Raw genomic sequence first — 23,971 nt, 5'->3', positions numbered from 1 at the left:
CTCGTTATTTTAACAAATTTAAAGATTCGCGGTTAAATGCTTCCAAATCATCAGGTGTTCTGCTTGTGACAATGTTGTGGCTGACGACTACTTCTGCATCTTTGTAGTTTGCACCGGCATTGATTAAATCTTTGCGGATGCTGCGGTAGCCTGTGATATCTTTGCCTTTTAGAAGATCCGTATCAATCAGTACTTGCGGGCCGTGGCAAATTGCGAAAACAGGTTTTTTGTTTTCGACAAATGCTTTTGCGAATTCACCCGGACGGTCATCTGCACGAAGCAAATCCGGAGAGAATCCCCCAGGAATTAAAAGTGCATCAAAGTCATTTGCATCCACATCAGAGATGGCTTTGTCAATCTTTACTTTCTCGCCATGCTTACCGGTAACTTCTTTGCCGGCTTCCAAATCGATAGCCACAACACTGTAGCCAGCTTCTTCGTATGCTTTTACCGGACTTGTATATTCGATGTCTTCGAATTGGTCTGTAACAAGAACTGCAATTTTTTTGCTCATAAAAAACCCTCCTAATAACTCTCTATTCATAGAATAACAGGAAGATTGACCGGCCTTCAAAATATTTGCTTAACCAGATCGTTTTTCGTGAGTTTCAATAAAAGCGGGTCAGCCCATATAAGGACTTACCTATTACAATGTGGAAATATCAATCACAAATCGATAACGGACATCGCTTCGGAGGATACGTTCGTATGCTTCGTTCACTTGGTCAGCTCGGATGACTTCGATTTTAGGTTCGATGCCATGCTCAGCTGCGAAATCCAGCATCTCTTGAGTTTCTTGAATTCCGCCGACTAGAGAACCTGCAATGCTGCGGCGCCCCATGATTAGGGAAAACACACTGTATGTGTCCGGCTTGGCAGGAGCTCCAACGTTTACAAGTGTCCCGTCTATACGAAGCATTGATAAATAGGCATCCACATCAAGATTCGCCGATACCGTATTTAAGATCACATCAAAACGCCCGGCCAATGCAGTGAATGTAGCTGGATCACTTGTTGCAAAGTAATGATTTGCACCGAGTTCCAGAGCTTCTTCTTTCTTATTCATGGAACGGCTCAGGACGGTTACCTCTGCACCCATCGCATGTGCAAATTGAATCGCCAAATGTCCAAGGCCACCCACGCCTACAATCGCAACCTTTTTACCAGGGCCAACATTCCAGTGTTTCAGCGGGGAATACGTTGTGATACCTGCACACAACAGCGGACTGGCAACATCCATTTCCAAACGGTCTGGTATGCGAACAACAAATCTGTCAGTGACAACGATTTTTTGGCTGTACCCGCCATAAGTGGGGTTTCCGTCGTAGTCTACTGAGTTATACGTTTGAACAACACCCTTCGTGCAGAATTGTTCCTCTCCGTTGAGACAGTATTCGCATTCTCCGCAAGAGTCAACAAAACAGCCGACACCAACGCGGTCTCCGACAGCAAACTTGGTGACTTCTGCTCCAACGGCTGTTACGACACCGGCTATTTCATGTCCTGGCACCATTGGAAAGATGCCACCGCCCCATTCATCAAAAGCACTATGAATGTCTGAATGGCAAATACCGCTGAATTTAATATCGATTAAGACATCGTGCGGCCGTAATTCTCTTCGCTCAATCGTCGTTTGTTCAAATTTGGCTTTTGCATGTGACACGCTTAATACACGGGTTTGATGTTGATTACACATATGAACCTTTCCTTTCTTCATCATAAGTGTTGTAAAAAAACATGCACTTATTTATGTTTTATGGTGTCTTCAACATAACGATAAACCTTAAAGTCTGCTTTAAGGCAAGGGTTTTTTAAAATAGCATTTAAAATGAACCTGATTTATAAGGTGAGCTACAGTCAGCAATTAACGCAGAAACTGTAATCATGCTGCGATCCCGGGGTGAAAGTTCTTCCTCTCTTGCCCAAATGTCACCGAATAGAACATCATCATGAAGTTCAGCAAACTTTGGCGCAAATTCTCCTAATTGTTCTCTTCCGGCAGTTTGTTTATTTGCCATTCAGCAATCCCTCCATCTAAACTGTTTTTATTGCATGGAGAAGTATAGAGCTTAAAGTGTGCTTTAAGGCAAGTCCCGAATATATAAACCCAGATTCAGCAGCTAACCACTTGTTTTGAGCTTGACTTAAAGTTAACTTTAAGTGTTACCTTCACAACATGCAGGATAGAGAGGTGAAGATCATGAATATTGCTCAGGTGGCAAAGCAGTTTGGCCTGACAGCCGCCACACTCAGATATTACGAACGTGTAGGATTAATCCCGCCTGTAAAACGAAAAGACAGCGGCATTCGCGACTATGATGAAGAAGATATCAAATGGATTGAATTCATTAAATGCATGCGAAATGCGGGACTATCGATAGAAGCGCTAATTGAATATACAACATTATTTACCGAAGGTGACCGTACGGTAGAAGCTCGAAAAAATATCCTGTCTGACGAACGACAGCGGCTGATAGAGAAGCGGAAAGAAATTGATGAAACAATTAAGAGATTAGACACAAAAATTAAAGATTATGATGGGAAATTGCGCGAAAATGAGGCAAAGCTCAAAAGCAGGCCTAAAACGGAAAGTCTTCACGGATCAGTGGAGCAAAGAAGGTAGCATTCTTTGCGTGTGAAGAGGGCAGGTTAAAGTTTTCTCCATCAAGAAATCGCATAAAAAGAGGTGGTTACGAATTCTTATTTGATTGGAGAATTTGCAAACAGTATCGAGATCAGATGGAGAAAAGCGGTTAATCTATTTACGGTCATAGGACCCGAACAAACAGTGCTCATTTTGAAGCTGAGGAACAGTTGTGGCCAATCAATACTGTTCCTCAGCAAATCAGTCATTGTATGTTAAAGGGTTGGCAATTGAATGGCTGTATCAATATTTTTTAAATTCAGCTTGACTTGTTCGTCAGGGTTCCAAGGATGGTACCAGCCTTTTTCCATCATATAGCTCGAGAGTTGTTCGTGCATATCGAGTGCTTCTTCCAAATGGCGGATAAGGACCTCTTTTACTTCAGGCGTTCCGGCTTCAGTGACTGCCATCGCATAATTTCTGACTCCGTTTTTTGCTGAAATTAATAAGTCCATAGCAATGATTTGGTCTGTTAGAACATTCATGCCAGTCAGATATTCTATGATAGGATTCATGATTTATTCATCTCCTCATTCGTGCTTTGCATTAGATAAAATAGAGGCAAATTCCTGCAGCTGGCGTGTGGTGATATCAACATCTTGCTGCATGATTTCTTTAAGCTTCGGATCAGATACCAGTGCTTTCATTGTTTTAGATTTCGTCAAACAAAGTGTCTTGAAAGCAGTCATTTCCTGAACCTCAAGCACTTCGTGTAAGGCGTATTCCATTTCTGTAACCTCCGTTTTTTAAGGCTTTAACACAACTTTGATACAATCATCCATTTTTGAATCAAAAATGTCATAGCCATGCTTGGCTTCACTAAGCGGCAGGACATGGCTGACAACATCTCCCGGGTCAATTTTGCCCGTTGATACTAGTTCAAACATGTACGGCATATAGTGGATCACAGGAGCCTGTCCAGAGCGTATATTGATGTTTCGCTGCATGATATCTCCTAGCGGAAAACCGTTATATCTGCCTCCGTACACACCTGTAATTTGTATGGTTCCTCCTTTGCGAACAGCTTGAGAGGCAATGACCAATGCACTCATTGTTCCGCCATGAAGCTTTAAGCCGCTGGCAAGGAACTCGAGATCGCTCATTTTACCATCCATCCCAACAGCGTCAATGACTACATCCGCTCCGCCTTTCGTGATTTCCTTTAAATAATTCCCTGTATTCTCATGGTCTTCAAAATTAACGATTTCTACTTTGTTTGTACGTTTCGCATGCTGTAAGCGATAGTTTACATAGTCAACTGCTATGACGCGTTTTGCGCCTTTTAGCCAACAAAACTTTTGAGCAAACAGGCCGACTGGTCCGCAGCCGAGAACGATAACAGTATCGCCGTCTTTTACACCGGCATTGTCCACACTCCAAAAGCCGGTGGTCATAGCATCGGCAATCACGCTTAATTTCTCATCGGGTTCCTCACAAGATTCAGGGATTTTAAAATGGGTAAAATTCGCAAACGGCACTCTTAAATATTCAGCTTGCCCGCCTGGATAACCGCCAGTTTGCCCTGAATAGCCGAAATAAGCACCCATTTCCCCATTGTCATTAGACTGATCACATTGGCTTTCCAGCTGGTTTTTACAAAAAAAACATTCACCGCAGGCGATCGTAAAAGGGATAATGACGCGGTCACCTTTTTTGACCTTTGTAACCCCTGGCCCAACTTCTTCAACAATTCCCATCGGTTCATGGCCGATGACATAGTCTTCATGGAGATTAGGAATCAATCCATGGATTAAGTGTAAATCTGATCCGCAAATGGCTGTACTGGTGACTTTGATAATCATGTCATCGGATTTTTCAATCTTTGGATCGGGGACATCTTTGACAACAACATTTTTAATGCCTTGATACGTTACTGCCTTCATGCTTAAAACCTCCAGTGTTAGTGTTCATCAGGTGTCCGGTCAAACATCCCTTTGCGATTTGTTTCATCAGGAAAGAGGTTCATATTGCCGACCATGATCGTGTTTTTTGCAGAGAGCTGATCCAACTTATACTGTTCGCTCAGCTCATATGGATGGAACCATTTTTTGCTGATCATCAGTTCCGTAATTTCTTGGTGCATCGCAATTCCTTGCATCAGCTGTTTCCGCAGCAAGGCTCTTACATCTGGTGAAGCGGTTTCTGTCAAAGCTACAGCAATATTCCTTACGCCTTCCTTAGCTCGTATAAGAAAATCCATCGCGAATGTAGTGTCTGCAAGTTCAGGCACATTCAGCGAATTAATGGGGTCTAAATGATCATTATTCAAAGAGGCTTACCTTCCTTTCAATTGATGATGGGCGTTGGGCGGCTTTGAGGGACAGGAGCCTGAAATGAGGCACGCTCATACACCGCCTGTAATTCAGTAAGGTCTTGAATGGATTGCTGCACATCTTTTTGCATCAAGTCCTTCAGTTCTTGGTCAAACACAAGTCCTTGCATTAACTTTGATTTCGCTATACAAAGTGTTTTAAAGTTCACGATTTCATGTAAGTCAACAGCCTCGTGAGCTGCCAATGTTTGATGATCCATATTGATGTAACCTCCTTTTATCAACGTTACATTTCCCGAAATGACGTTGAAGCATACAGAAAGTACACTCGGTATCATTTTTTGTTTTAAGAATCGCTGTTTTTGCTCGTTCTTATGACTTGCACTAAACTGCACTTAAATCTGAAATAAAGGTGAAGTATGGAAATTTATTTATGGAAACTTGACATAGTGCTGTCAGGTTTCCTTTTGTATTATTAAATTGGATGACCAGTAAAAAGTATGGTTTTATAGGAGGCACTCGATATGAAGCTGTTACAAATTAGACTTTTGGTGAATGATTTTAAGAAAAGCGTCGAGTTTTACAAAGATTCATTAGGACTTCAAATAAGTTGGTTAGAGAATGAAATGGAATATGCACTCTTTGATAATGGGGAAACGAAAATAGAGCTTTTATCTCGAGAAACGATGGCTGAAATCGTTGGAGAGGGAAAAAAATCGTTGGAAGGAGAAGCTCAATCAAAATTTTTGCTTCAGTTTAAGGTAGAAGATGTTGATAAAATGTATGACGATTTACACAAAAAAGGAGTTAAATGTGTGAATAAACCGCATGATCGCAAGGAATGGAGTGCCCGAGTTGCTCACTTCAGAGATCCAGATCATAACTTGATTGAAATATATAAAATGTTATGATTTTTCGACTCGCAAAATCATAGAATAACGGTTGATAACGTACCTTATCATTTTTTTATACGCCCTGATAAAAGAAAGCAAAGTCATAATAGGTTTCGGACACTGAACTTGCAGCATTTACGCTGATTTGTATGGTGTCCGTTTTTGATGACTAGACAAATGATTAAGAGCCAAATGTAACATACCATCAATATAAGCCTGACTACCATTTATTTTGTATCCTTAATTGTCGAAAACATAGGAACAATTCCACTTTTGAAAGATCTAGTTTATGGTACATTGATAAATATATGGGAGGGGAGGGGGCATGTTATCTGAAAGTAAATCCTTAACTGGATGTAAGAAAGTCAAACGTACGGCATTTATAAGGGGAGGGTATAAGGTGAATAAGTTAAAGAGGCTAAGTATGCTAACGGTGATGATTGCATCTTTGTTCATTTTTTCTAGCCATGCACTTGCGGCTCAGTATTATACGGTTTCAACAAGCAGCGGTGCTCCTGTCAATATGCGCAGCGGCCCAGGTACAAGTTGGGGAATTGTAACGACCATTCCGAGCGGAACCCGCATCCCGATCTATTGCTACAAAACCGGTACAACTGTAACTGGAAAGTATGGAACGAGTAATATTTGGAATTACACAGAGCGGACGCTTGCCAGCGGGGAGATCGTTCCTGGATTTGTCTCTGATACATATATGTATACAGGCTCAGACGGTCCGGTTGTTCCTAAATGCAGCTGGTAGCCTATGTTCTATCGTTTCTTAAAATGAAGGAATTGAAGAAAGAGGGATGACATTGACTAAACTGAAAATGCTGAGTATGTTAACCGTTATGATTGCATCATTATTCATTTTTTCCAGTCAGGCACTTGCCGTTCAGTACTTTACTGTCTCAACAAGCAGCGGTGCGCCTGTCAATATGCGCAGCGGTCCTGGTACAAATTATCCTATTATGCTTTCCATTCCGAGCGGCTCCCGTGTTCCTTATTATTGTTACGCTTATGGAACGACTGTTACAGGGAAGTATGGAACGAGTAATATCTGGGACCAAATCCAGTGGAAAGATTCCCGGGGTGTCGTGAATATTGGATATGTTTCTGACACATATGTGTACACAGGTTCAGACGGCCCTGTCGGTTACAAATGCAATTAGCTAAATACTCCGTACAATAGAATCTCTTCTTAAGGGTCTATCTAGGACGAACCATACCAACAACAATAGTTGGTATGGTTTTTGCTGCGATGAAGTCTTCCATACCTGCATTTGTGGTGATTTTCAAAAGAGAGTCATGATGTTAGACACTGGTTGTTGTTGAGGACAACATAATGAGCCGCTTTAGAGTTGTATCTAATGGTATAAAATACGGAATTAAGATAGGAAATAATCAATAGGAGAACGTAATGTACAAACCTATTTTTCGATGAAATCCCTAATATCACTTTGGTTAAACATCTCACATTGCGTTCTCGTTAGTGAAAAGTTCTTTTTACGCTTCGTGAAATCTTCTCCAATTCCATAGTTAGTTTTATCTGTCCTATTATGAAAATTTTAATCAATCCTTAACACGTATGTTTCTTTTCTTTTTCTAACATGTCGTGTAACCTCTCAGAAAATTCTTTATGGTACATTGTGTACCCCGTATGATTTCCGGGGAATTCAACCAATTCTGTTTCCAATAGTTCCGCTAGGGCGTTCGCGCAACGATAAGGAAAAAGCTCCCGAGAAGCACTTCCGCCAGCTGGGAGTACCTTCATCGGTGAAGATGTAAACACAGTTTTTAATGCTTCGAAATCTAATGTATAGTTGAGAATTCCTTGAATTTCATACTCAGTGAAATACGTTGAATTTCCGAGAAGCCGCTTTGTCAGCACAGCCTTTGATTGTTCGTCTGTCTCTAATCTTGACATTAACTTAATGACTTCACTTCGATGATTTTTCTTAAGGTCTTCCATAAATTGCTCGGCTTGTTTCAGCTCATTTCCATGCAGAAGCTGCAATAAGATTGGTTCGTGTGGGATCATGACATGTACTTGTTCGGGATGGCGTATGCACAGATCAAGCCCGATAACAGCCCCGGAGCTGCTTCCAAATACGTATGCCGGCTTATTGGTGATTTTGGCTAGAAGACGGTGAGCATCGTCACTGTGTGTTTCCACACGGTAATCCTCAATCTGATTGGCGAGATTGCTGCGGGAATGGCCGCGGCGATCATAAGTAACAACCGTGTACCAGTTAGCCAGATGATTGGCAACATGATGGAACTTGTCGGCATCACCGCCTCCGCCGTGGACCAAAAGAATGATGGGACCTGAGCCACGCACCTGATAGTGGATGTTCGCGCCGGGTACTTGCAACGTTCCATTGTTTATCGTCATTTGTAGGACCTTCCTTTCTTCTCATCTCCCTTAACTTTACTCAATTGGCCAATTGTATCATATGCAGGAATTAACTAAGAAACAAACCCGCCATATAAAAAGCACTGATTATATTTCATCAGTGCTTCCGTTTTGTTTATTTAGAGTAGACAATTTTTTTATTGTTTCATCAGAGAGGTGATATTCATCAGATAATTGATGAATGGTTTTGCCGTTTTTAAATGCTTTTTTAATAGAAGCGTTTCTGTCATCGATCAGCTTTCTTGTTCCTGAACACGCACCCCATTTTTGATGAGAGGATTCAGGTTTAGGGATATATATTGTTTTTCCTTGAACATACTTTTGAATTTCCGATATCAGCTTTTCAGGTAAAATAGCGGTTGCTTTTACATATGCCATTTCTGCCAGCTCCTTATTTTTTTATGTCAAATAAGGTGCAAAGCCACTATATCAGAAAAGCTTACTTGGGCGATCTTTTAGAAAGTCTACCCCATGCAAAGTATCGCCTTCCCAATAATAGGCTTTGCATGGGACGTTGCGGAATCTGGCATTCTCATCTTGCTTGCCATTTACATCACCTCCCTAACGATTTTCGATGATCATTTCCATTATAAAATAGAGTAAAGCCTTATGGCATCTTGTTAATTAAAGTTGAAGCAGTATGAAAATCAAGGGACCTTCCAAGTGAGAGGGGCTAAGGCTGATTGGCAATCAAAAGAGTAAGATTCAAGCTATATTACTTTAGATTCAAAATATTGACAAATTGATGTATTTTCAACAATAGGGCAGTCTCTTCATGTATACTGAGTCTGTATTTACAATATTTAGAAAGGGGAAGTGCAATGAAAATCAGTATGCAAACAGCAGATTTTTGGAAAAAAACAGCGATCTCATTACTTGTTTTCACCATGTTTTTTACCCTGATGATGAGCGAAACGGTTTTTGCGGCGGGACTGAATAAAGATCAAAAGCGCCGGGCGGAACAGCTGACAAGTATCTTTGAAAACGGCACAACGGAGATCCAATATGGATATGTAGAGCGATTGGATGACGGGCGAGGCTATACATGCGGACGGGCAGGCTTTACAACGGCTACCGGGGATGCATTGGAAGTAGTGGAAGTATACACAAAGGCAGTTCCGAATAACAAACTGAAAAAGTATCTGCCTGAATTGCGCCGTCTGGCCAAGGAAGAAAGCGATGATACAAGCAATCTCAAGGGATTCGCTTCTGCCTGGAAGTCGCTTGCGAATGATAAGGAATTTCGCGCCGCCCAAGACAAAGTAAATGACCGTTTGTATTATCAGCCTGCCATGAAACGATCGGATAATGCCGGACTAAAAACAGCATTGGCAAGAGCTGTGATGTACGATACGGTTATTCAGCATGGCGATGGTGATGACCCTGACTCTTTTTATGCCTTGATTAAACGTACGAACAAAAAAGCGGGCGGATCACCTAAAGACGGAATAGACGAGAAGAAGTGGTTAAATAAATTCTTGGACGTACGCTATGACGATCTGATGAATCCGGCCAATCATGACACCCGTGACGAATGGAGAGAATCAGTTGCCCGTGTGGACGTGCTTCGCTCTATCGCCAAGGAGAACAACTATAATCTAAACGGACCAATTCATGTTCGTTCAAACGAGTACGGTAATTTCGTAATCAAATAAGCATTAAATGAATAAAACGGCAGCATTTTTGTCGATGTTTAGCCAGCATTTTCAGCATGATGCGGAAAAGACAAGAGACAAACAAGCTCTTGTCTTTCCTAATATGATAGTTCAGTATAAATATTTAAGAAAAATGTCAGTATTGAGTAATGTATCACCAGGCGTATGCCTCAGGTGTCTCTCCTCCAGGTCCGGGAAAGATATTATTTAACATGCGGAGAATCTCCTCATCCAGACTGATTTCAACGGCTTTAATCGTATCACGCAGCTGCTCAACCGTTCGTGGCCCGATGATCGGAGCAGTTAAAACTGGATTTGCCAGCACCCATGCCAAAGCCACATTTGCTTCTTTTTCTCCTAGTTCTTTGCATAAATCTGAAAATTTCTCGAGTTGCAAACGATGTTTTTCAATTAAATCTGCTCTTTTTGCTGTACGAGTTCCGGCATTGCTTTTCAATGCCTTCCCGCCAAGAAGCCCTCCTGCAAGGGGACTCCACGCCACTACTCCTAAACCAAGATCCCGTGCAGCCGGCAGCACTTCCATCTCAGCTGTTCGTTCTAATAAACTATACTTGTGCTGTTCAGTGACGAGTCCCATGAATCGCCGTTTTTCAGCTTCAGCTTGCGCTTTAACTAAATGCCAGCCTGCAAAGTTACTGGATCCAATATAGTCTACTTTGCCGGAGCGAACCTGAGTCTCAAAAGCTTCCCATATCTCATCCCACGGTGTCCGCCTATCGATATGATGCATTTGGTACAATTCGATATGATCTGTCTGAAGCCGCTTCAGTGATCCTTCCAGATGACGTCTGATTTTGTATAGAGACAAGCCCCTCATATCATTTGGTCCGTCATTCGGATCAGAAATCGGTTCATATACTTTTGTCGCCAGAACAACTTTCTCGCGGCGCTGTCCTCCTTGTGCAAACCATTTTCCAATGATGCTCTCTGTCAATCCTGCGTTTTCGCCCCAGCCGTAAATATTGGCAGTATCAAAAAATTGAATGCCGTTATCAAGCGCTTCATCCATGATACGGAACGCAGTCTTTTCGTCTGTATCAACTCCAAAATTCATCGTGCCTAAACATAAACGGCTCACCCGCAATCCTGTTCTCCCTAAATAGGTATACTCCACAACAAACCTCTCCTTTATCATTATTTTTTGCAACAGCTGCAATACAATTGATTCAACAATTGTTTCGCTCTTTGTTACGATTAAAAAGACGAAGCAAATGTAAAACAGACGCAAATTTATAGGAGGTTTTTTCAAATGAATATAGAGGATCTATGGGATCAATTTCATCAGCCGTTAAAAACATATATTTCACATAGGGTTAACGATCAATCTAACGTTGATGACCTCTTGCAAATCGTATTTATGAAAATACAAGTGCATCTCCCAAATCTGATCGATGAACAAAAGATCGACAGCTGGATTTATCGGATCACTAGAAATACGATTATTGATTTTTACCGTACAAAAAAAACAAGCGAAATATTGCCTGATGTTCTACATTTTAATGACAGTGCAGAGGAAGAAAATTTCACCAAGGAAGCAGCTGTGTGTATTCGATCGACCATCAAACGGTTGCCTGAAAAGTATCGAGAGGCGCTCGAGTTAACTGAATTTCAGGGGTTATCACAAAAAGAGTTGAGTGAAAAGCTCGGCATTTCTTACTCGGGAGCAAAATCAAGGGTACAACGCGGACGGGGAAAATTAAAACAGCTGCTTGAGGGGTGCTGTCATATTGAAGCGGATCGATATGGAAATATCGTAGACTTTCGTATTTTAAAGGAATAACTGATGAACATAGTCAGTTATTCCTTTAAAATAGGCCATCCGCATGAAAAGCATTTTCCCTTTGATGTTTGCAAGAGATGTATGTATAATATAAATCGTAATGTTTTCGATTTAATAAAAAGGAGTGTTGGAATGAACATTTTATTTTCAAAGCGGCTAGGCATATTAACGATTGGTTCATTACTAGTGTTGGCAGGATGTCAGACTTCCGGTTCTTCTGCAGGTGAGTCTAATCAAACAACATCATCCTCAGCAGTTGAAGAAGACTCTTCCAAAACGCAAGAGCAAACATCTGACAGTCATACACACGAACATTCTCACGATCATAGTCATGCGCATGATGAAGAAACAGAAAAAATATATGAAGGCTATTTTAAAAACAGCCAAGTAAAGGATCGCTTACTTTCTGATTGGGAAGGAGATTGGCAATCTGTATATCCATACCTGCAAGATGGTACTCTTGACGAAGTGTTTTCATATAAATCAGAATACGAAGGCGGCAAGACAGCTGAAGAATATAAAGAGTATTATAAAAAAGGCTATCAAACAGATGTTGACCGTATTGTAATCCAGAAAGATACTGTAACGTTCTTCAAAAATGGAAAAGAATATTCTGGTAAGTATACGTATGACGGATACGAAATTCTAACCTATGATGCGGGCAATAGAGGGGTAAGATACATATTCAAACTAGCTAAAAAAGCAGAAGGGCTGCCTCAGTATATTCAGTTTAGTGATCATAGTATTTACCCGACTAATGCTAGTCATTACCATCTCTATTGGGGGGACGACCGTGAAGCTTTACTTGATGAAGTCAAAAACTGGCCTACCTACTACCCGTCAAAAATGGATGGACACGATATTGCCCATGAGATGATGGCTCATTAAATGATGATTACTATGAAGTATGGTGTTCTTTTAAAATAAAGTTGTTCTGCCATAGCCATTTTTTCTGTGGAAAATTGATAGAATGGGGAAAGACGCCAATCCTTTATGGAGATTGAATGTTTAAATGTCCCTGTGTTAGCTGCTGACCCTTCGCCAGCAGCTTTTTGTCCGTTTTCTCTCTCCGCCGGCGGTAACTTCTTTTTCATTGACTCCTAAAAAATAAACAAAACATTAATAAAACAACGTTATTGCATTAACAAAGTGAAAATATCTCTTAGCTGGGTTCGTTGAAGATTAGGGTCCGCGTAACGTATTGACCAAACTCACGATGCTGCCGAGACTGGAGCTCGTGCTGCCGGAATTGGTTCCTTTATCATTATATTTTTTCATCGTGGCATTTGCCGGTACCCTGTTAATCGTTGTCGTCGCCCCCGCCTTCATTCGATATACATCGGTAAGCGGACCAAGACCGTCAATTACACTGTAGCTCTGGTTTCTGCGATATTAAAATATGCGGCATTTTCCTCTCTGAAAGTACGGCGTTCTGCAATGAATGTTGGCATTCAACAAGGGGCAATTGATCAGTTGGGGGAGCCACTTCATAAAGAATATGTTTTAAGCTGGTGCTTATTGCTGCCAGCTTGTTTATGTTTATCGGTGCTAATGATGGTTGATGATGCCGGTAAACAGGCTAGCGGATTGCCGAAGAAAGGCAGGGGTACCAACGAAAGCCTCTGTTTCTCCAATGCGCCCGAATAGCTAAAGTAGCTTTCAGAAAAAAGCAACTGAATTTTTAATTTACTGCCCGATCTGCAAATTGTTTAATCATAGTTCTTTTATTCACATATTCATTATTGTTAAATAAAGTAGAGGAAATCAATAGCTAAAGAAAAAACTTTAGGCAGTTTTTTATGTGTAGAAGGAGAGGCAAGCAATGAAAAATAGAGAGGAAGCAATTGATTATTGTTTGAGCTTTAAAAATGTATATGAAGATTACCCGTTTCGTGATAAAAATTGGACGTTAATGCGACACATAGAAAAAAGAAAGGTGTTTGCGTGGATATTTAAAAAAGATGATTATATTTGGATCAATGTGAAGTGCGAACCCGGTTTTCTCGATTTTTGGAGACAGAAATACACTTCGGTCGTTCCAGCATTTCATCTCAATAAAGAGCATTGGAATTCTATCATTCTTGACGGAACTTTCCCAGATAAAGACATATACGATATGATAACACAAAGCTACATGTTAACTAAAACCAAGTAAGCGACAGGCCCGAGGGAGAGGGGATGTAATATGTAAAGCCTTGAAGTGCTACAAGAGCCTTGCGTCTTGATATGGAATCTATAAGATGAGCATTGTAAAGGAAAAAAGCTTATTTTTTTTAAGGATTAAGCTTTTTAAAAAGTTCAATTATATGTAACGACCCATTTACATCATCTATGCCTGTCAGTCTTGAATGACTTACCTCATAAACTCAGCCACGACTACAGTGGATACTTTAAACATCTTCTGACAGATACTCCCCCTCCTTTTTCCAACTATTTTAAAGTTGCGTAACAAATCATAAACCCTGTTGTGACGATAGTGTCAATACTTTTCCTGCTTAACATGCAATTGTTATGAAACTGGAAAGATCATTTCTTGGCGGATCTTTTTAAGAAAACGAAAATGAAGATAACAGATTGATCTCAAGATTGCTCAGTTAAGATTTTGAAGGTAACCGTGTATAGTGTAAGAAAGAATTCTTAGAGCTAAGATGAAAGGATGAGATGGATGAAGGAATATTTTACAATTGGCGAAACAGCCCGTCTAAATAACATCTCAATTCAAACATTGCGCTATTATGATAGGATCGGAATTTTCAAGCCTTATTATACAGATCAGGATAATGGTTATCGGTATTATCATGTCAAACAGTTCTTTTATTTAGATGTTATCAAGTATCTAAAATATATTAGGACACCTCTAGAAGAAATTAAGCGTTTCAGCTCATATTCTTGCACCCCAGAAGATATGCAACACTTTCTTGAGGAGAAAGAAAGCGTTATTGTGCAAGAAATGGAAAAGCTCGAACGTGCTCGTCAATTACTTCATAGGAGACGAAAACAGCTTAATGAACAATTAGACATATGCAGTAAAAAAGATGAAGGTTTCGTTTATTTTCGGTATATAGATAAACAAACAATATTAAAAGTAGAGACGCCTCAAGTTAATCCTCATAATCAATCCGATTTGTATTACAGAAAGCTGGCTGACGTTGTCGAAAAAATAGGAGATGTAATAGATAACTATTATGGATTCATTTATGATTTCAAGCCCTATAAGGATTCTCGTGAAATTTATTGCAATAGTATTTATACGACTGTTTGCAGTGGGAAAAAAATAGACATAGGAGAAAAAAACATGAGGTTAGATACGATCCCATCTGGTGAATATGTATGTATCGCATTTAATTGGTCTGCAAAAAATTATGATGAGTATTATCAAAAGCTTTATCAATATATTGAATCTCACGGCATCCAAACGGATGGAAAAGTATATCAAGTTTCTCTTCCAATTGACTATAACTCATTAAGAGAAGAAAACTTCCTTACAGAATTAAGAGTGCTAAAAAATAACTAACCCTTGACCCTATAGCTGCTATAGGGTTTATGATTTGTTCATCATATTCATTCATGAAAGGAAGGATGTATAAAATGACAAATAAAGAAGGTATGCGCTTCGGTTACTCATGCCGCTGAAGAAGTACTTGTCGATTTAGATGCGGATCTTGAAAAAGAGCAGGGGATTATTGGAAGGAGTTTTTGATTAAAGCAAGCTCGGTCTGCCAAAAGTTTAATTCAAAAGCACAGCCCTGATCGTGTTATCGTTTTTGGCGGGGAGTGCGGTGTAGAGCTTGCTCCTTTGCATACTTAAACGAAAAATACGATGGAGATACTGCTTTATTATCGGTTGATTGACATCTGACACCTCAGTCCTTGACCACCATGCTCATGTACTTCTAATTTGCTGGGCTAGCTTTTATCATTGTTGTTTTGTCGCATCTCAAATTTAAATAAAAATTAAATCTAAAACAAAAGGAGCGATGAAGATGAGAACACCGATAGATGAACCAATTTGGTACGCCTACCCTGGAATGGTAGCTGTAGTTACGGCTCAATATGAAGGTGAAAAAAACGCAATGGCTTCTGGGTGGCATACGTACATTGGATCTTCTCCTGGAATGTATGGGATATCAGTAAACAAAGAGACATATACTTACAAAATGATTGAGAAAAGTGGTGTTTTCGGTGTGAATTTTCTTCCAGGGAGATGTTCGGGATTAATTCAAGCATTAGGCACCCATAGTGGTAGAGATATAAATAAGTTTGAAGCATTTAACATTGGATACGAAGTAGGGCTAAAAGCCGAGGTGCCGATTTTAACTGCTGCTTATTTTGCTTATGAGTGTAAAGTACACAGTGTTTCCACGTTGGGCGATCAAGAGTGGATTGTGGGAGAAGTTTTACAGAGATATCAAGATAAAGAGCTTTTCCTGAAAAATGGAATGCCAGATTTAGAAAAAATGGATATTCCGCTTCATATTGGAAAATCGAGCTACCGAATATTAAACAGCAAAGCAGAGGAACGTCAACACGCATTTGATCCCAAAACTGATTGAGACCATTCAGGATCCGCCACATTATTGTGACGTGCATACCTTGAGTTCATCCCACATGAAGAGTAGAAGAAACCTATTTCAAAATAAAATCATTGGATGTATGGCAGTGGATTCCGCTTGAAATCTATAGGCTTATACAAAGCAAAAAAGAGACCCAAAGACCGCAAAGCTTCTTCAAGAAAGCTTTGCGGTCTTTTATATGATTCATCTCACCATAAAAAGGTATTTCAACTTTCTCTTTTGATCGACAATAGTCCATAAAGGGAAGAACATTTCCCTCACAAGTCGCGGCAGTAATCTCCATAGGTGTGTTTGCATGGCCCCACTTTAATGGTTTTGTTTAAATCTAATAAAAAACAGACGCCATAAAGATTTCTTATGGCGTCTGATGGATATGAGGTAAGGTGTGTTCTTAATAGCCACCAAAGAAAGATGTCCCAACGATGATTAATAGGATGAATAGAACTACAATTAATGGAAATGACCTCATAACATCACCTTCCTTAAAAGAGGATAGTACATGATATGCAGATCGAGCTTATTCGATAGTGATGCTAGTTTAATTGATGTAAAAATATTTTTTAGTCTAAGGCTGGACTGCTAACTGATCTTTATTAGTTATGGGATCATACTTATCATTTTGGAATGAATCCGTTTCAAAGTGATGTGTTGTTCTCGGCCAATCGCTGGCTAATCTTCCTGATGCAATCGAGCTATATGAAGACATCCCTCTTTTATGGAATTACACCCAAAACTTCTCTCTCTTGCAGACCCTTAATCATTTGACTTGCATATCGAGCGTAAGCATGCCTCATCTAATAATAAAGTGCACCATCTGCCATTTGTTTTAACATTTTTAAGACAGTGATGCACACCTTTTGCGTTGAGCAAATGGAACAGGTTCAGAAGGGGCGAGCTGCTCCTTACTTCACCCAGATAAAAGACGGAGATAGACGGCATGTACCGAAGCTAACTGAAAGTTAAATTGAAATGAAAAAAGGGGCATGTTAAGCCCCCCTTTAAGACTATCGAGAGCTTCTCAATAGCCTAACGCATTGTATGTTTAACATGTTTTAATTTTTCACAACGGATAAACTGACACTGTTGCCTGAGACTGTTACTTTAGCGAAGTCTTGTGTATCAATTACAGGTGTTATTGCTTTGTTGTCGATGGTGATGTTTGTAAAAGATGTTGAAAAATTTGATTTGATAGATTGGCGTGACCCTGTTGTAGCAACTGTAGCGAGCGCTTTCCATTTTGAGATGGAGCCGACATTTGTTTTGCTGATTTCTGAAATGAGACGGCCGTTGTATCCCGCATTGTTCGTGCCCCAGTATGTAGCGCGGGTATTGCCGTTAAGGTTTTTGTAGATGGTAAGTTGTACGGTGCTGCCGGGACGGAAGCCTTTCGTATTCGTGAATTGGCTTCCTCCTTCGAGGTACTGAACCTGATCCTGCCCTTTTGAACCAACTTTCATATATGGTTTCCATACATTATATTTATCACTGTACTGAAACCCGATATCGGATTCTGTGCCTCCGCTAAAACCAGAGTAGATGTAGGCTGTCCCATTTGAAACCTGAATGGAGCTAGGAAGCTGGATTTTCGTAACAAAAATTGCACCAGTGCTGTTCAAGTAAGCCCTCCCGCCGATTCCATCAGTTAGCTGTGATGCAGCTTCTGCGGTTTTTGGGCTAATAATACCCGGCACATCTACTGCACATGTGCCAAAAAGCACAGTTGCCGTAAGCGCACCCGCGAGCAGTCCTTTTTTCATCATCATTATTTCCCCCTATTATTATAATTAAAAAACGCTATCATCTTGTATTATAAAACATTATGAAAATAATTCCATAATTAACATGCAAATAGACACAGAATTTACACATTATGACTTTTTATATCTGGCAAACGGTCGATTCGCAATCTCGAAAATGTCCTATGAAGTGTACATGTTACGATAACTTTTCAATCGATACTTGTGCTTTATTGAAATAGAAAAGCTATAGAGATGGGGTAGAAATAAGAGGGGAAAGAGAGAAAACACTGTAATCAGATATGTGTGTATAACTCAATTGTTTGTTAGAAAAAAAGTGGGCTTTTTAAGCCCGCTTCTTAGTTCATGTTTTTCTTCAGGAGATTGTCTTTTTCATTTACATTCAATGTCCAACATGACTCCTTTGATTTTCATCTAATATTTCAAACAATTTTTTGTACTTTGATATGATATCTTGGTCCACAATTTTATGGCCAGAATTGAAAAAGGTGATTGAGCCCGATCCTTTACCAAGCTGATTACGATCTGCAAGAACTTTTTTCAACTGTTTTGCAGTACCGACACTGCCTGAAATAATATCAACTTTTATCCCAAACAGTTTTTCAAAACTGTTTTTGAAAAACGGAAAATGAGTGCATCCTAACACAATCGTTCCGTATTGTTTCAAATCAAAAGAAGATAGTTCGTTCTTTAGATATTTAATGATTTTGTCTTCACTAAAATCAAAGTTCTCAGCAAATTCAACTAGTCCTGGAAGAGCTAAGCAATCAACAAGGTCATGGTGATCAATTTCTTTAACTAGATTATGAAATCTCTCTTCTTTAAGCGTCAAATTAGTAGCAACTACGAGAACTCTTTTTCTTTCCTCTGTACATTTATTTATAGCAGGCTTTACAGCGGGTTCGATTCCGATTATCGGAAAGTCGAAGTTTCTCCGAAGATCCTCTATCGCAATGCTAGTAGCTGTATTACACGCAATAACAAGAGCTTTGATATTTTGACTGACCAAAAATTCAGCTGCATTGAAAATATATTCTTTAACTTTACCCTTTGGTTTTTCACCGTATGGAACGTTTAACGTATCTGCATAAAAAATGTAATCTTCATAAGGAAGAACTTTTATGGCCTCATACAATACAGTCATGCCACCAATTCTTGAATCAAAAAATCCTATTTTCATCACTTCTCACGCTTTCTGTCTCATTCTTTTTTATCATATGACTTTGTATCATCTGAATCAAACGAAAAACAACCATTTTACTATTCGAATGTAATATGGGAGCTATCGATTTTTCGAATAGATAGCAAAATTTGAGAAGAGGAGATTAGATCGAAATGTTGGTGATGTATTGTGGTTGTGGTGAAATCATTAAGATCGCATCGTATCAATGGGATGATTGGTAACCCGATTCAATTAGCTTTGAAAATGTAGGAGTATTTAGATTTCTAGAGTCAGAGGATGAAATTACGAAAAAAAAGCAAACTGCCTGTCGAAGTTTGCTTTTTGCTCTATCAATGAGGTGCGCCTATATTTTTATATCCTCTTGGCAAAGCCGATTTAAAAGCTGCTTAACCGACATTTCCTCAGTCAATGACCGTATCCCTTGACCTGCCCATAAAGACATCTGATCATGGTTCTTTTGAAGTGAAGCCTGCTGTCTCATTGCCTTCGTTAGTGTATTTTGATAAGGGTACGGAAGGGTTTGTGTCTCAAACTGTTCATTTTCTTCCATCCATTTATTTACGATTCCTCTGGCCTCTTTACCTGAAAATAATGTCGTAAGCTTTGTATCTGCTTCGTTTGCTTCTAGTATTTTCTGTTTATGTACTGGATGTGCGTTACTCTCGTGACAAATTAAAAAGGCAGAACCGATTTGAGCTCCTTGGGCTCCAAGGGTTAAAGCTGCTTTTACTCCTCTGTGGTCTATAATTCCCCCAGCAGCTATGACAGGTATGCTCAGTGCATCTGCTGCTTGTGGAATCAGAGCCATTAAACCTACGGCAGATTCACCTTTGGAGGGTAAAAATGCTCCGCGATGTCCACCGGCTTCACTTCCTTGAAGGACTACTATATCCATTCCCCGTTCTTCCATTAACAATGCTTCTTCTACTGTTGAAGCGGTTCCTATTAAACAGCATCCAGCTGTTTTTAGCTCCTTTACTGCGTCTTCAGGCGGCAGATCAAAAGTGAATGAGCAAGCCTTAACCTTGTATTTTAAAATTAGATCAATTTTTTGATAGAAGTCATCCCACTCTTCTTGTACAGATGTGAATTGATCTACTTGATTAGCTAACGGTATGTTTTCTTTCCACTTTTTAATCTGATCTTTTGGTGGCATCTCTAGACCTAGCGGAACAAACACATTCACTTGAAAAGGAGCGTCTGTCAGCTCAAACATTTCTTTTATTTGTTGTTCTAGCAGGTCTGGTGTAAGATACCCCGATGCTAAGCTGCCAAGAGCACCTTGATTCGAAACTGCAGATGCAAGTCGGGGCTTTGTAATACCGCCAGCCATTGGAGCTTGAATAATCGGTTTTGTTAAGGAAAACTTCTTCATAAATTCATTCATACCGAATCCCCCCGTTTAGACATGATTTTTGAAAAAAGTGTCATTTTAAAATTTACTCAAAAACTCGTATTCGCTTAAATATATCGTTTTCCTTCTTTTTGTCAATCTCTCATACCAGTTAACATGACGATAAAGCAAGGGGGGATTAAAGTGTGTCAAAGATAGTGTCGTCCCATGGCGGCTCTACAAAAAACTGAATATTTATGTAGTCCTTCATAGTTGATATCTGATTTTGAGATGTCTTGCATCTTAATTTTGAATGATATATAGGAGAACTTCATGTAAAATAAAGCTTAGAAGAATACATCACATTCAAGAGTAAAAAAATCTATAAGACGTACAGATCAATATTCGGTTTTACAGTTAGATATTAAGGCTGAAACGGAGGAACATGTAATGCGAAGTGAGCAGGAAATGATGGACATTTTCTTGGACTTTGCTTTGAACGATGAGAGAATCCGATTGGTCACTTTGGAAGGGTCGCGTACAAACAGAAATATCCCTCCTGACAACTTCCAAGATTATGACATCTCGTATTTTGTAACTGATGTAGATTCTTTTAAAGAAAATGATCAGTGGCTCGAAATCTTTGGGAAGCGCATTATGATGCAAAAACCAGAAGATATGGAGCTTTTTCCTCCCGAATTAGGTAATTGGTTTTCATACATCATTCTTTTTGAGGATGGCAACAAATTAGATCTAACCCTTATTCCAATTCGTGAAGCAGAAGATTATTTTGCTAATAACGATGGTTTGGTTCAGGTCTTGCTCGATAAGGATTCGTTCATCAACTATAAAGTGACCCCAAATGATCGCCAATACTGGATGAAAAAGCCGACTGCAAGGGAATTTGATGATTGCTGTAATGAGTTCTGGATGGTTTCGACTTACGTAGTAAAAGGACTAGCAAGAAATGAAATCCTTTTTGCCATTGACCATTTAAATGAAATTGTACGTCCTAATTTATTGAGAATGATGGCCTGGCATATCGCATCTCAGAAAGGGTATTCATTTAGTATGGGGAAGAACTATAAATTTATGAAACGGTACCTTTCAAATAAAGAATGGGAGGAACTCATATCTACATATTCTGTGAATGGGTATCAGGAAATGTGGAAGTCTTTATTTACTTGCTATGCATTATTTAGAAAGTATTCAAAAGCTGTATCAGAAAGTTTTGCATATCAGTATCCTGATTACGATGAAGGCATCACTAAGTATACGGAAGGTATTTATTGCTCAGTAAAGTGATAAGAATATAGGATTGTCTTCATTTGATATTTGATTCTCGCTGACAATGGTGACCAAGGAGTCACCATGTTTGTAAAAAGATGCGTAAATCGTTACGTTTAAGAATGTCTACGCATTTTACTATGATTATTCTTGTCCAAAATTTTTGTTCTTTTTAACGAAACGAGGCATTATAATTAACCTATAGGTACATTGAAAAAACAAAAGAATAAAAAGGAGGATTTTTGTGTTTCAAACCTTAGACCATTTTTTGAAATCTTGGGAGTTCGAAGCAGATGCTACACAGAAACTATTAAATAGTCTAACTGATGAATCACTTAAACAAGAAATAACTTCACAAAATTGGACTCTAGGCCGTATTGCTTGGCATACTGTTGCTGCCATTCGCATCATTACCTCAAACACAGACTTAACGTTCCATGCCCCAGCTGAAGATTATCCTGTTCCAACTTCAGCTCAGTTGATAGCTGACAGCTATCATCAAGCCAGTAATGCATTTGTACAGGCATTAAAAACCCAATGGACTGACCATACACTTCAAGAATGTATCAACTTTATCGGACAACAATTGCCTAATGGTTCACTTTTGATGTTTTTAATTCAACATCAAAATCACCATCGAGGACAAATGACTGTTCTTATGAGACAAGCAGGTTTAACTGTTCCAGGTATTTATGGTCCAGCAAAAGAAGAATGGGCAAAATTTGGTTTGGAAGCCCCGAAAATGTAATCAACCTTTTTATAAAAAAGTTACGCTATGACAACATATAAGAAGATGTTTTGATCTATCTTTTTTCAAAACATGTTCTTTTTTTGTTCGTTTACCAATGATAAGAACATATTCGAATCATTTTTATTCCAAACACTTCAAATGACAACGTTCTTCCGCTTTATTGTTGGCCTATTCCCAACGATGTAAGTATAATTTTTAATGCTGTCAAATCTTCTAGATACACATATCTATAGATTCCTCTCTAACAAAACCCCCACTTTTTCTGCCATCACTCGAGGTGGGTAAGGCATTTCGTTTTTCAACCACCATTCGACTAATCCTACGTATGCATTTGCAACAAATTCAGCAACGATCTATGGTTCAGAAATTCCAATGAAACATTCAGGTGTTGCTCAATTTGGAATAGAAGCAGCTGCGCCAAAAGGAGAAAGAGTCTAGCTGAGTTGCAACAAATGGATACAAGAGAGGAACGTCTTCTCAAAAGGGAAGGCAGATTATTACTGTAATTCATACAATGAGTAAAGCCTCCCAGCGATAAGCGAGGTCAATATTCAGCTTTTATGGTATATTGATTACTTCGTTCGACAAATTCTGCAAATTGTAGACAACTTCCTGATTATTTGGATAATTAACTGGATAGGAGGGGAAAAGTTGTCATATTTCATTATACTTATCATCGTTCTATTAATCGGAGCATTGGTAACAGCAGCAGTCGGTATCATCTCTTCAAAAGTAGAGGTAATCTCGCCGAAAACTACAATAGAATCTAAAGAGGAAGAACAGAAAAGTTTTTATACGCTGAAATAAAGCAGAGAAAGAGCATCTCCTACGGGGGTGTTTTTTATAGAGGAGTTGGAAAAACTGAATCAGACTAATTTACTTTTAAGATTCACCCTTGAAATCGCTGCACTAATCTCCTTAGGGGTGTTTGCTTGGATAAGCTTTAATGGTTATTTTAAATATGTTTTAACTTTGGTTTTACCTATTGCAGTTATGATTATCTGGTCTGTATTTGCAGTACCTCATGATCCTAGTCGAAGTGGACAAACTGTAATAGCTGTAAAAGGGATAACAAGGTTAGTTATTGAATTATTGATCTTTGCAATGGCTGTTGCAGCGCTTTATTTTAGTCATTTAAAACCAGTTGGTATTGTCTTTTTATGTCTAATAATACTCCACTACATCTTTTCAGCTGAGCGTATCAAATGGCTTCTAAATCAATAGTTTCTAATTTCAGCACTCGTTATTAGAGTGCTTTTTATCATTCTCTGTAGAGCCAGTGATTCTCAGATTAGATTATTGAAGGTTAACGGCTTGGGCACAGTTGCAGTTTAGAACGCATTTTCCAATAAAGAGGGCGCTTATTTGAAATTCATCATTAAACAATTGTACAAAAGTAAAATTTGTA

At 39.3% G+C, this 23,971-nt stretch carries 31 protein-coding genes and 3 pseudogenes; 16 read left to right on the top strand and 18 right to left on the bottom strand.

Annotated elements, in window-relative coordinates; all coding sequences use genetic code 11:
• Positions 1–4: 4 nt before the first annotated feature.
• The 3 genes from yraA to MHH79_RS13715 all read right to left on the bottom strand — a co-directional run bounded on the left by yraA (position 5) and on the right by MHH79_RS13715 (position 2,018).
• On the bottom strand, positions 5–514 hold the full coding sequence (gene yraA / locus MHH79_RS13725) for a cysteine protease YraA (RefSeq protein ID WP_100506516.1): 510 nt from the start codon (positions 512–514) through the stop codon (positions 5–7).
• Positions 515–646: 132 nt separating this feature from the next.
• Entirely contained in the window at positions 647–1,696 is a 1,050-nt protein-coding gene (gene adhA, locus MHH79_RS13720; protein ID WP_340034656.1) for a formaldehyde dehydrogenase AdhA, read from the bottom strand.
• 127 nt (positions 1,697–1,823) lie between these two features.
• Positions 1,824–2,018, bottom strand: coding sequence for a carboxymuconolactone decarboxylase family protein (locus MHH79_RS13715; RefSeq protein ID WP_047182939.1), 195 nt, complete (start codon positions 2,016–2,018; stop codon positions 1,824–1,826).
• A 182-nt stretch (positions 2,019–2,200) separates the two neighbouring features.
• Here MHH79_RS13715 and adhR point away from each other — a divergent pair, with 182 nt between their 5' ends.
• Positions 2,201–2,623: an aldehyde stress transcriptional regulator AdhR gene (gene adhR / locus MHH79_RS13710; protein WP_015483484.1), complete on the top strand. Its 423-nt coding sequence runs from the start codon at positions 2,201–2,203 to the stop codon at positions 2,621–2,623.
• 236 nt (positions 2,624–2,859) lie between these two features.
• Here adhR and MHH79_RS13705 read toward each other — a convergent pair whose 3' ends face one another.
• The 5 genes from MHH79_RS13705 to MHH79_RS13685 are packed head-to-tail and all read right to left on the bottom strand — an operon-like array spanning position 2,860 to position 5,176.
• Positions 2,860–3,159 carry a spore coat protein gene (locus MHH79_RS13705; RefSeq protein ID WP_340034655.1) on the bottom strand — a complete coding sequence of 100 codons (300 nt, stop codon included), beginning with the start codon at positions 3,157–3,159 and terminating at the stop codon, positions 2,860–2,862.
• A 15-nt stretch (positions 3,160–3,174) separates the two neighbouring features.
• Positions 3,175–3,372 carry a hypothetical protein gene (locus MHH79_RS13700; RefSeq protein WP_014480384.1) on the bottom strand — a complete coding sequence of 66 codons (198 nt, stop codon included), beginning with the start codon at positions 3,370–3,372 and terminating at the stop codon, positions 3,175–3,177.
• 18 nt (positions 3,373–3,390) lie between these two features.
• On the bottom strand, positions 3,391–4,527 hold the full coding sequence (locus MHH79_RS13695; protein WP_086344124.1) for a zinc-dependent alcohol dehydrogenase: 1,137 nt from the start codon (positions 4,525–4,527) through the stop codon (positions 3,391–3,393).
• 17 nt (positions 4,528–4,544) lie between these two features.
• The gene (locus MHH79_RS13690; RefSeq protein WP_335388725.1) at positions 4,545–4,913 is read right to left on the bottom strand and encodes a spore coat protein; all 369 of its coding nucleotides are present in this window, start codon (positions 4,911–4,913) and stop codon (positions 4,545–4,547) included.
• Between the two features lie 17 nt (positions 4,914–4,930).
• Positions 4,931–5,176 carry a hypothetical protein gene (locus MHH79_RS13685; RefSeq protein ID WP_014477469.1) on the bottom strand — a complete coding sequence of 82 codons (246 nt, stop codon included), beginning with the start codon at positions 5,174–5,176 and terminating at the stop codon, positions 4,931–4,933.
• Between the two features lie 264 nt (positions 5,177–5,440).
• Between MHH79_RS13685 and MHH79_RS13680 the strand changes: the two genes are divergently transcribed.
• The 3 genes from MHH79_RS13680 (at position 5,441) to MHH79_RS13670 (ending at position 6,978) form a co-directional block, all read left to right on the top strand.
• On the top strand, positions 5,441–5,827 hold the full coding sequence (locus MHH79_RS13680; RefSeq protein WP_041339577.1) for a VOC family protein: 387 nt from the start codon (positions 5,441–5,443) through the stop codon (positions 5,825–5,827).
• Between the two features lie 382 nt (positions 5,828–6,209).
• On the top strand, positions 6,210–6,569 hold the full coding sequence (locus tag MHH79_RS13675; protein WP_119899611.1) for an SH3 domain-containing protein: 360 nt from the start codon (positions 6,210–6,212) through the stop codon (positions 6,567–6,569).
• Between the two features lie 52 nt (positions 6,570–6,621).
• A complete protein-coding gene (locus MHH79_RS13670) occupies positions 6,622–6,978 on the top strand; it encodes an SH3 domain-containing protein (RefSeq protein WP_004398671.1) in 357 nt (118 codons plus the stop codon).
• A gap of 407 nt (positions 6,979–7,385) precedes the next feature.
• Here the strand turns inward: MHH79_RS13670 and MHH79_RS13665 are convergent, their stop codons facing one another.
• Together MHH79_RS13665 and MHH79_RS13660 are read right to left on the bottom strand one after the other, a co-directional pair.
• The gene (locus MHH79_RS13665; protein ID WP_063335498.1) at positions 7,386–8,201 is read right to left on the bottom strand and encodes an alpha/beta hydrolase; all 816 of its coding nucleotides are present in this window, start codon (positions 8,199–8,201) and stop codon (positions 7,386–7,388) included.
• A 108-nt stretch (positions 8,202–8,309) separates the two neighbouring features.
• Entirely contained in the window at positions 8,310–8,600 is a 291-nt protein-coding gene (locus MHH79_RS13660) for a CD3324 family protein (protein ID WP_340034654.1), read from the bottom strand.
• 443 nt (positions 8,601–9,043) lie between these two features.
• On the opposite strand from MHH79_RS13660, the gene csn reads away from it, so the two are divergent.
• Positions 9,044–9,877: a chitosanase gene (csn, locus tag MHH79_RS13655; protein WP_047182934.1), complete on the top strand. Its 834-nt coding sequence runs from the start codon at positions 9,044–9,046 to the stop codon at positions 9,875–9,877.
• A gap of 154 nt (positions 9,878–10,031) precedes the next feature.
• Here the strand turns inward: csn and MHH79_RS13650 are convergent, their stop codons facing one another.
• Positions 10,032–11,012 carry an aldo/keto reductase gene (locus MHH79_RS13650; RefSeq protein ID WP_015483481.1) on the bottom strand — a complete coding sequence of 327 codons (981 nt, stop codon included), beginning with the start codon at positions 11,010–11,012 and terminating at the stop codon, positions 10,032–10,034.
• A gap of 135 nt (positions 11,013–11,147) precedes the next feature.
• Between MHH79_RS13650 and sigZ the strand changes: the two genes are divergently transcribed.
• The gene (gene sigZ / locus MHH79_RS13645) at positions 11,148–11,678 is read left to right on the top strand and encodes an RNA polymerase sigma factor SigZ (protein ID WP_015384188.1); all 531 of its coding nucleotides are present in this window, start codon (positions 11,148–11,150) and stop codon (positions 11,676–11,678) included.
• Positions 11,679–11,810: 132 nt separating this feature from the next.
• Complete coding sequence (locus MHH79_RS13640; RefSeq protein ID WP_063335497.1) at positions 11,811–12,566, top strand: metal-binding protein ZinT; 756 nt, start codon at positions 11,811–11,813, stop codon at positions 12,564–12,566.
• On the opposite strand, the gene MHH79_RS13635 is transcribed toward MHH79_RS13640, so the two are convergent.
• Together MHH79_RS13635 and MHH79_RS13630 are read right to left on the bottom strand one after the other, a co-directional pair.
• Entirely contained in the window at positions 12,563–12,772 is a 210-nt protein-coding gene (locus tag MHH79_RS13635) for a hypothetical protein (protein ID WP_063335496.1), read from the bottom strand. The two genes, MHH79_RS13640 and MHH79_RS13635, sit on opposite strands and share 4 nt — an antisense overlap.
• A gap of 91 nt (positions 12,773–12,863) precedes the next feature.
• A pseudogene (locus MHH79_RS13630) lies at positions 12,864–13,148 on the bottom strand (phospholipid phosphatase); the annotation flags it as partial.
• 352 nt (positions 13,149–13,500) lie between these two features.
• Here MHH79_RS13630 and MHH79_RS13625 point away from each other — a divergent pair.
• From MHH79_RS13625 to MHH79_RS13610, 4 genes and pseudogenes are all read left to right on the top strand, one after another.
• Positions 13,501–13,833: an MmcQ/YjbR family DNA-binding protein gene (locus MHH79_RS13625; RefSeq protein ID WP_309530205.1), complete on the top strand. Its 333-nt coding sequence runs from the start codon at positions 13,501–13,503 to the stop codon at positions 13,831–13,833.
• Between the two features lie 510 nt (positions 13,834–14,343).
• Positions 14,344–15,192, top strand: a complete 849-nt coding sequence (locus tag MHH79_RS13620; protein WP_063335494.1) for a MerR family DNA-binding transcriptional regulator — start codon at positions 14,344–14,346, stop codon at positions 15,190–15,192.
• A gap of 469 nt (positions 15,193–15,661) precedes the next feature.
• Positions 15,662–16,231 (top strand): flavin reductase family protein, encoded by a 570-nt coding sequence (locus MHH79_RS13615; protein ID WP_063335493.1) that lies wholly within the window; start codon positions 15,662–15,664, stop codon positions 16,229–16,231.
• Positions 16,212–16,368 (top strand): annotated as a pseudogene (locus MHH79_RS13610) (hypothetical protein); the annotation flags it as partial. The gene MHH79_RS13615 and the pseudogene MHH79_RS13610, both read left to right, overlap by 20 nt.
• A gap of 275 nt (positions 16,369–16,643) precedes the next feature.
• On the opposite strand, the gene MHH79_RS13605 reads toward MHH79_RS13610, so the two are convergent.
• The 4 genes from MHH79_RS13605 to MHH79_RS13590 form a co-directional block, all read right to left on the bottom strand.
• Positions 16,644–16,721, bottom strand: a complete 78-nt coding sequence (locus MHH79_RS13605; RefSeq protein WP_072175780.1) for a YjcZ family sporulation protein — start codon at positions 16,719–16,721, stop codon at positions 16,644–16,646.
• 583 nt (positions 16,722–17,304) lie between these two features.
• Positions 17,305–18,012, bottom strand: coding sequence for a YrpD family protein (locus tag MHH79_RS13600; protein ID WP_015483480.1), 708 nt, complete (start codon positions 18,010–18,012; stop codon positions 17,305–17,307).
• 379 nt (positions 18,013–18,391) lie between these two features.
• A complete protein-coding gene (gene murI, locus MHH79_RS13595) occupies positions 18,392–19,189 on the bottom strand; it encodes a glutamate racemase (RefSeq protein ID WP_340035160.1) in 798 nt (265 codons plus the stop codon).
• 346 nt (positions 19,190–19,535) lie between these two features.
• Positions 19,536–20,579: a nitronate monooxygenase gene (locus tag MHH79_RS13590; RefSeq protein ID WP_063335492.1), complete on the bottom strand. Its 1,044-nt coding sequence runs from the start codon at positions 20,577–20,579 to the stop codon at positions 19,536–19,538.
• A 396-nt stretch (positions 20,580–20,975) separates the two neighbouring features.
• Here MHH79_RS13590 and aadK point away from each other — a divergent pair, with 396 nt between their 5' ends.
• The gene (gene aadK / locus MHH79_RS13585; protein ID WP_063335491.1) at positions 20,976–21,830 is read left to right on the top strand and encodes an aminoglycoside 6-adenylyltransferase AadK; all 855 of its coding nucleotides are present in this window, start codon (positions 20,976–20,978) and stop codon (positions 21,828–21,830) included.
• Positions 21,831–22,056: 226 nt separating this feature from the next.
• Complete coding sequence (locus MHH79_RS13580) at positions 22,057–22,560, top strand: DinB family protein (RefSeq protein ID WP_063335490.1); 504 nt, start codon at positions 22,057–22,059, stop codon at positions 22,558–22,560.
• 230 nt (positions 22,561–22,790) lie between these two features.
• Here MHH79_RS13580 and MHH79_RS13575 read toward each other — a convergent pair whose 3' ends face one another.
• A complete protein-coding gene (locus MHH79_RS13575; protein WP_250498478.1) occupies positions 22,791–22,865 on the bottom strand; it encodes a hypothetical protein in 75 nt (24 codons plus the stop codon).
• A 49-nt stretch (positions 22,866–22,914) separates the two neighbouring features.
• On the opposite strand from MHH79_RS13575, the pseudogene MHH79_RS13570 reads away from it, so the two are divergent.
• The 3 genes and pseudogenes from MHH79_RS13570 to MHH79_RS13560 form a co-directional block, all read left to right on the top strand.
• Positions 22,915–23,048 (top strand): annotated as a pseudogene (locus MHH79_RS13570) (sigma-70 family RNA polymerase sigma factor); the annotation flags it as partial.
• Between the two features lie 166 nt (positions 23,049–23,214).
• Entirely contained in the window at positions 23,215–23,370 is a 156-nt protein-coding gene (locus MHH79_RS13565) for a hypothetical protein (protein WP_014477443.1), read from the top strand.
• A gap of 45 nt (positions 23,371–23,415) precedes the next feature.
• Positions 23,416–23,787: a YrdB family protein gene (locus MHH79_RS13560; RefSeq protein WP_080467346.1), complete on the top strand. Its 372-nt coding sequence runs from the start codon at positions 23,416–23,418 to the stop codon at positions 23,785–23,787.
• The last annotated feature ends 184 nt before the right edge of the window (positions 23,788–23,971 follow it).

It is taken from the genome of Bacillus sp. FSL K6-0993, from assembly GCF_037977205.1.
GTDB lineage: Bacteria > Bacillota > Bacilli > Bacillales > Bacillaceae > Bacillus > Bacillus subtilis.
Note: the sequence above shows the minus strand (reverse complement) of the source record. Positions and strands in the feature narration are given on the sequence as shown.

Bases quoted from the DNA above. Each gene is read 5' to 3' on its own strand.
- MHH79_RS13615 (WP_063335493.1), top strand. From the start codon at position 15,662: ATGAGAACACCGATAGATGAACCAATTTGGTACGCCTACCCTGGAATG.
- MHH79_RS13600 (WP_015483480.1), bottom strand. From the start codon at position 18,012: ATGATGAAAAAAGGACTGCTCGCGGGTGCGCTTACGGCAACTGTGCTT.
- MHH79_RS13605 (WP_072175780.1), bottom strand. From the start codon at position 16,721: ATGAGGTCATTTCCATTAATTGTAGTTCTATTCATCCTATTAATCATC.
- MHH79_RS13590 (WP_063335492.1), bottom strand. From the start codon at position 20,579: ATGAATGAATTTATGAAGAAGTTTTCCTTAACAAAACCGATTATTCAA.
- MHH79_RS13665 (WP_063335498.1), bottom strand. From the start codon at position 8,201: ATGACGATAAACAATGGAACGTTGCAAGTACCCGGCGCGAACATCCAC.
- yraA (WP_100506516.1), bottom strand. From the start codon at position 514: ATGAGCAAAAAAATTGCAGTTCTTGTTACAGACCAATTCGAAGACATC.
- csn (WP_047182934.1), top strand. From the start codon at position 9,044: ATGAAAATCAGTATGCAAACAGCAGATTTTTGGAAAAAAACAGCGATC.
- sigZ (WP_015384188.1), top strand. From the start codon at position 11,148: ATGAATATAGAGGATCTATGGGATCAATTTCATCAGCCGTTAAAAACA.
- adhR (WP_015483484.1), top strand. From the start codon at position 2,201: ATGAATATTGCTCAGGTGGCAAAGCAGTTTGGCCTGACAGCCGCCACA.
- MHH79_RS13700 (WP_014480384.1), bottom strand. From the start codon at position 3,372: ATGGAATACGCCTTACACGAAGTGCTTGAGGTTCAGGAAATGACTGCT.
- MHH79_RS13695 (WP_086344124.1), bottom strand. From the start codon at position 4,527: ATGAAGGCAGTAACGTATCAAGGCATTAAAAATGTTGTTGTCAAAGAT.
- MHH79_RS13635 (WP_063335496.1), bottom strand. From the start codon at position 12,772: ATGAAAAAGAAGTTACCGCCGGCGGAGAGAGAAAACGGACAAAAAGCT.
- MHH79_RS13705 (WP_340034655.1), bottom strand. From the start codon at position 3,159: ATGAATCCTATCATAGAATATCTGACTGGCATGAATGTTCTAACAGAC.
- MHH79_RS13640 (WP_063335497.1), top strand. From the start codon at position 11,811: ATGAACATTTTATTTTCAAAGCGGCTAGGCATATTAACGATTGGTTCA.
- MHH79_RS13680 (WP_041339577.1), top strand. From the start codon at position 5,441: ATGAAGCTGTTACAAATTAGACTTTTGGTGAATGATTTTAAGAAAAGC.
- adhA (WP_340034656.1), bottom strand. From the start codon at position 1,696: ATGTGTAATCAACATCAAACCCGTGTATTAAGCGTGTCACATGCAAAA.
- MHH79_RS13685 (WP_014477469.1), bottom strand. From the start codon at position 5,176: ATGGATCATCAAACATTGGCAGCTCACGAGGCTGTTGACTTACATGAA.
- MHH79_RS13620 (WP_063335494.1), top strand. From the start codon at position 14,344: ATGAAGGAATATTTTACAATTGGCGAAACAGCCCGTCTAAATAACATC.
- aadK (WP_063335491.1), top strand. From the start codon at position 20,976: ATGCGAAGTGAGCAGGAAATGATGGACATTTTCTTGGACTTTGCTTTG.
- MHH79_RS13715 (WP_047182939.1), bottom strand. From the start codon at position 2,018: ATGGCAAATAAACAAACTGCCGGAAGAGAACAATTAGGAGAATTTGCG.
- MHH79_RS13660 (WP_340034654.1), bottom strand. From the start codon at position 8,600: ATGGCATATGTAAAAGCAACCGCTATTTTACCTGAAAAGCTGATATCG.
- murI (WP_340035160.1), bottom strand. From the start codon at position 19,189: ATGAAAATAGGATTTTTTGATTCAAGAATTGGTGGCATGACTGTATTG.
- MHH79_RS13625 (WP_309530205.1), top strand. From the start codon at position 13,501: ATGAAAAATAGAGAGGAAGCAATTGATTATTGTTTGAGCTTTAAAAAT.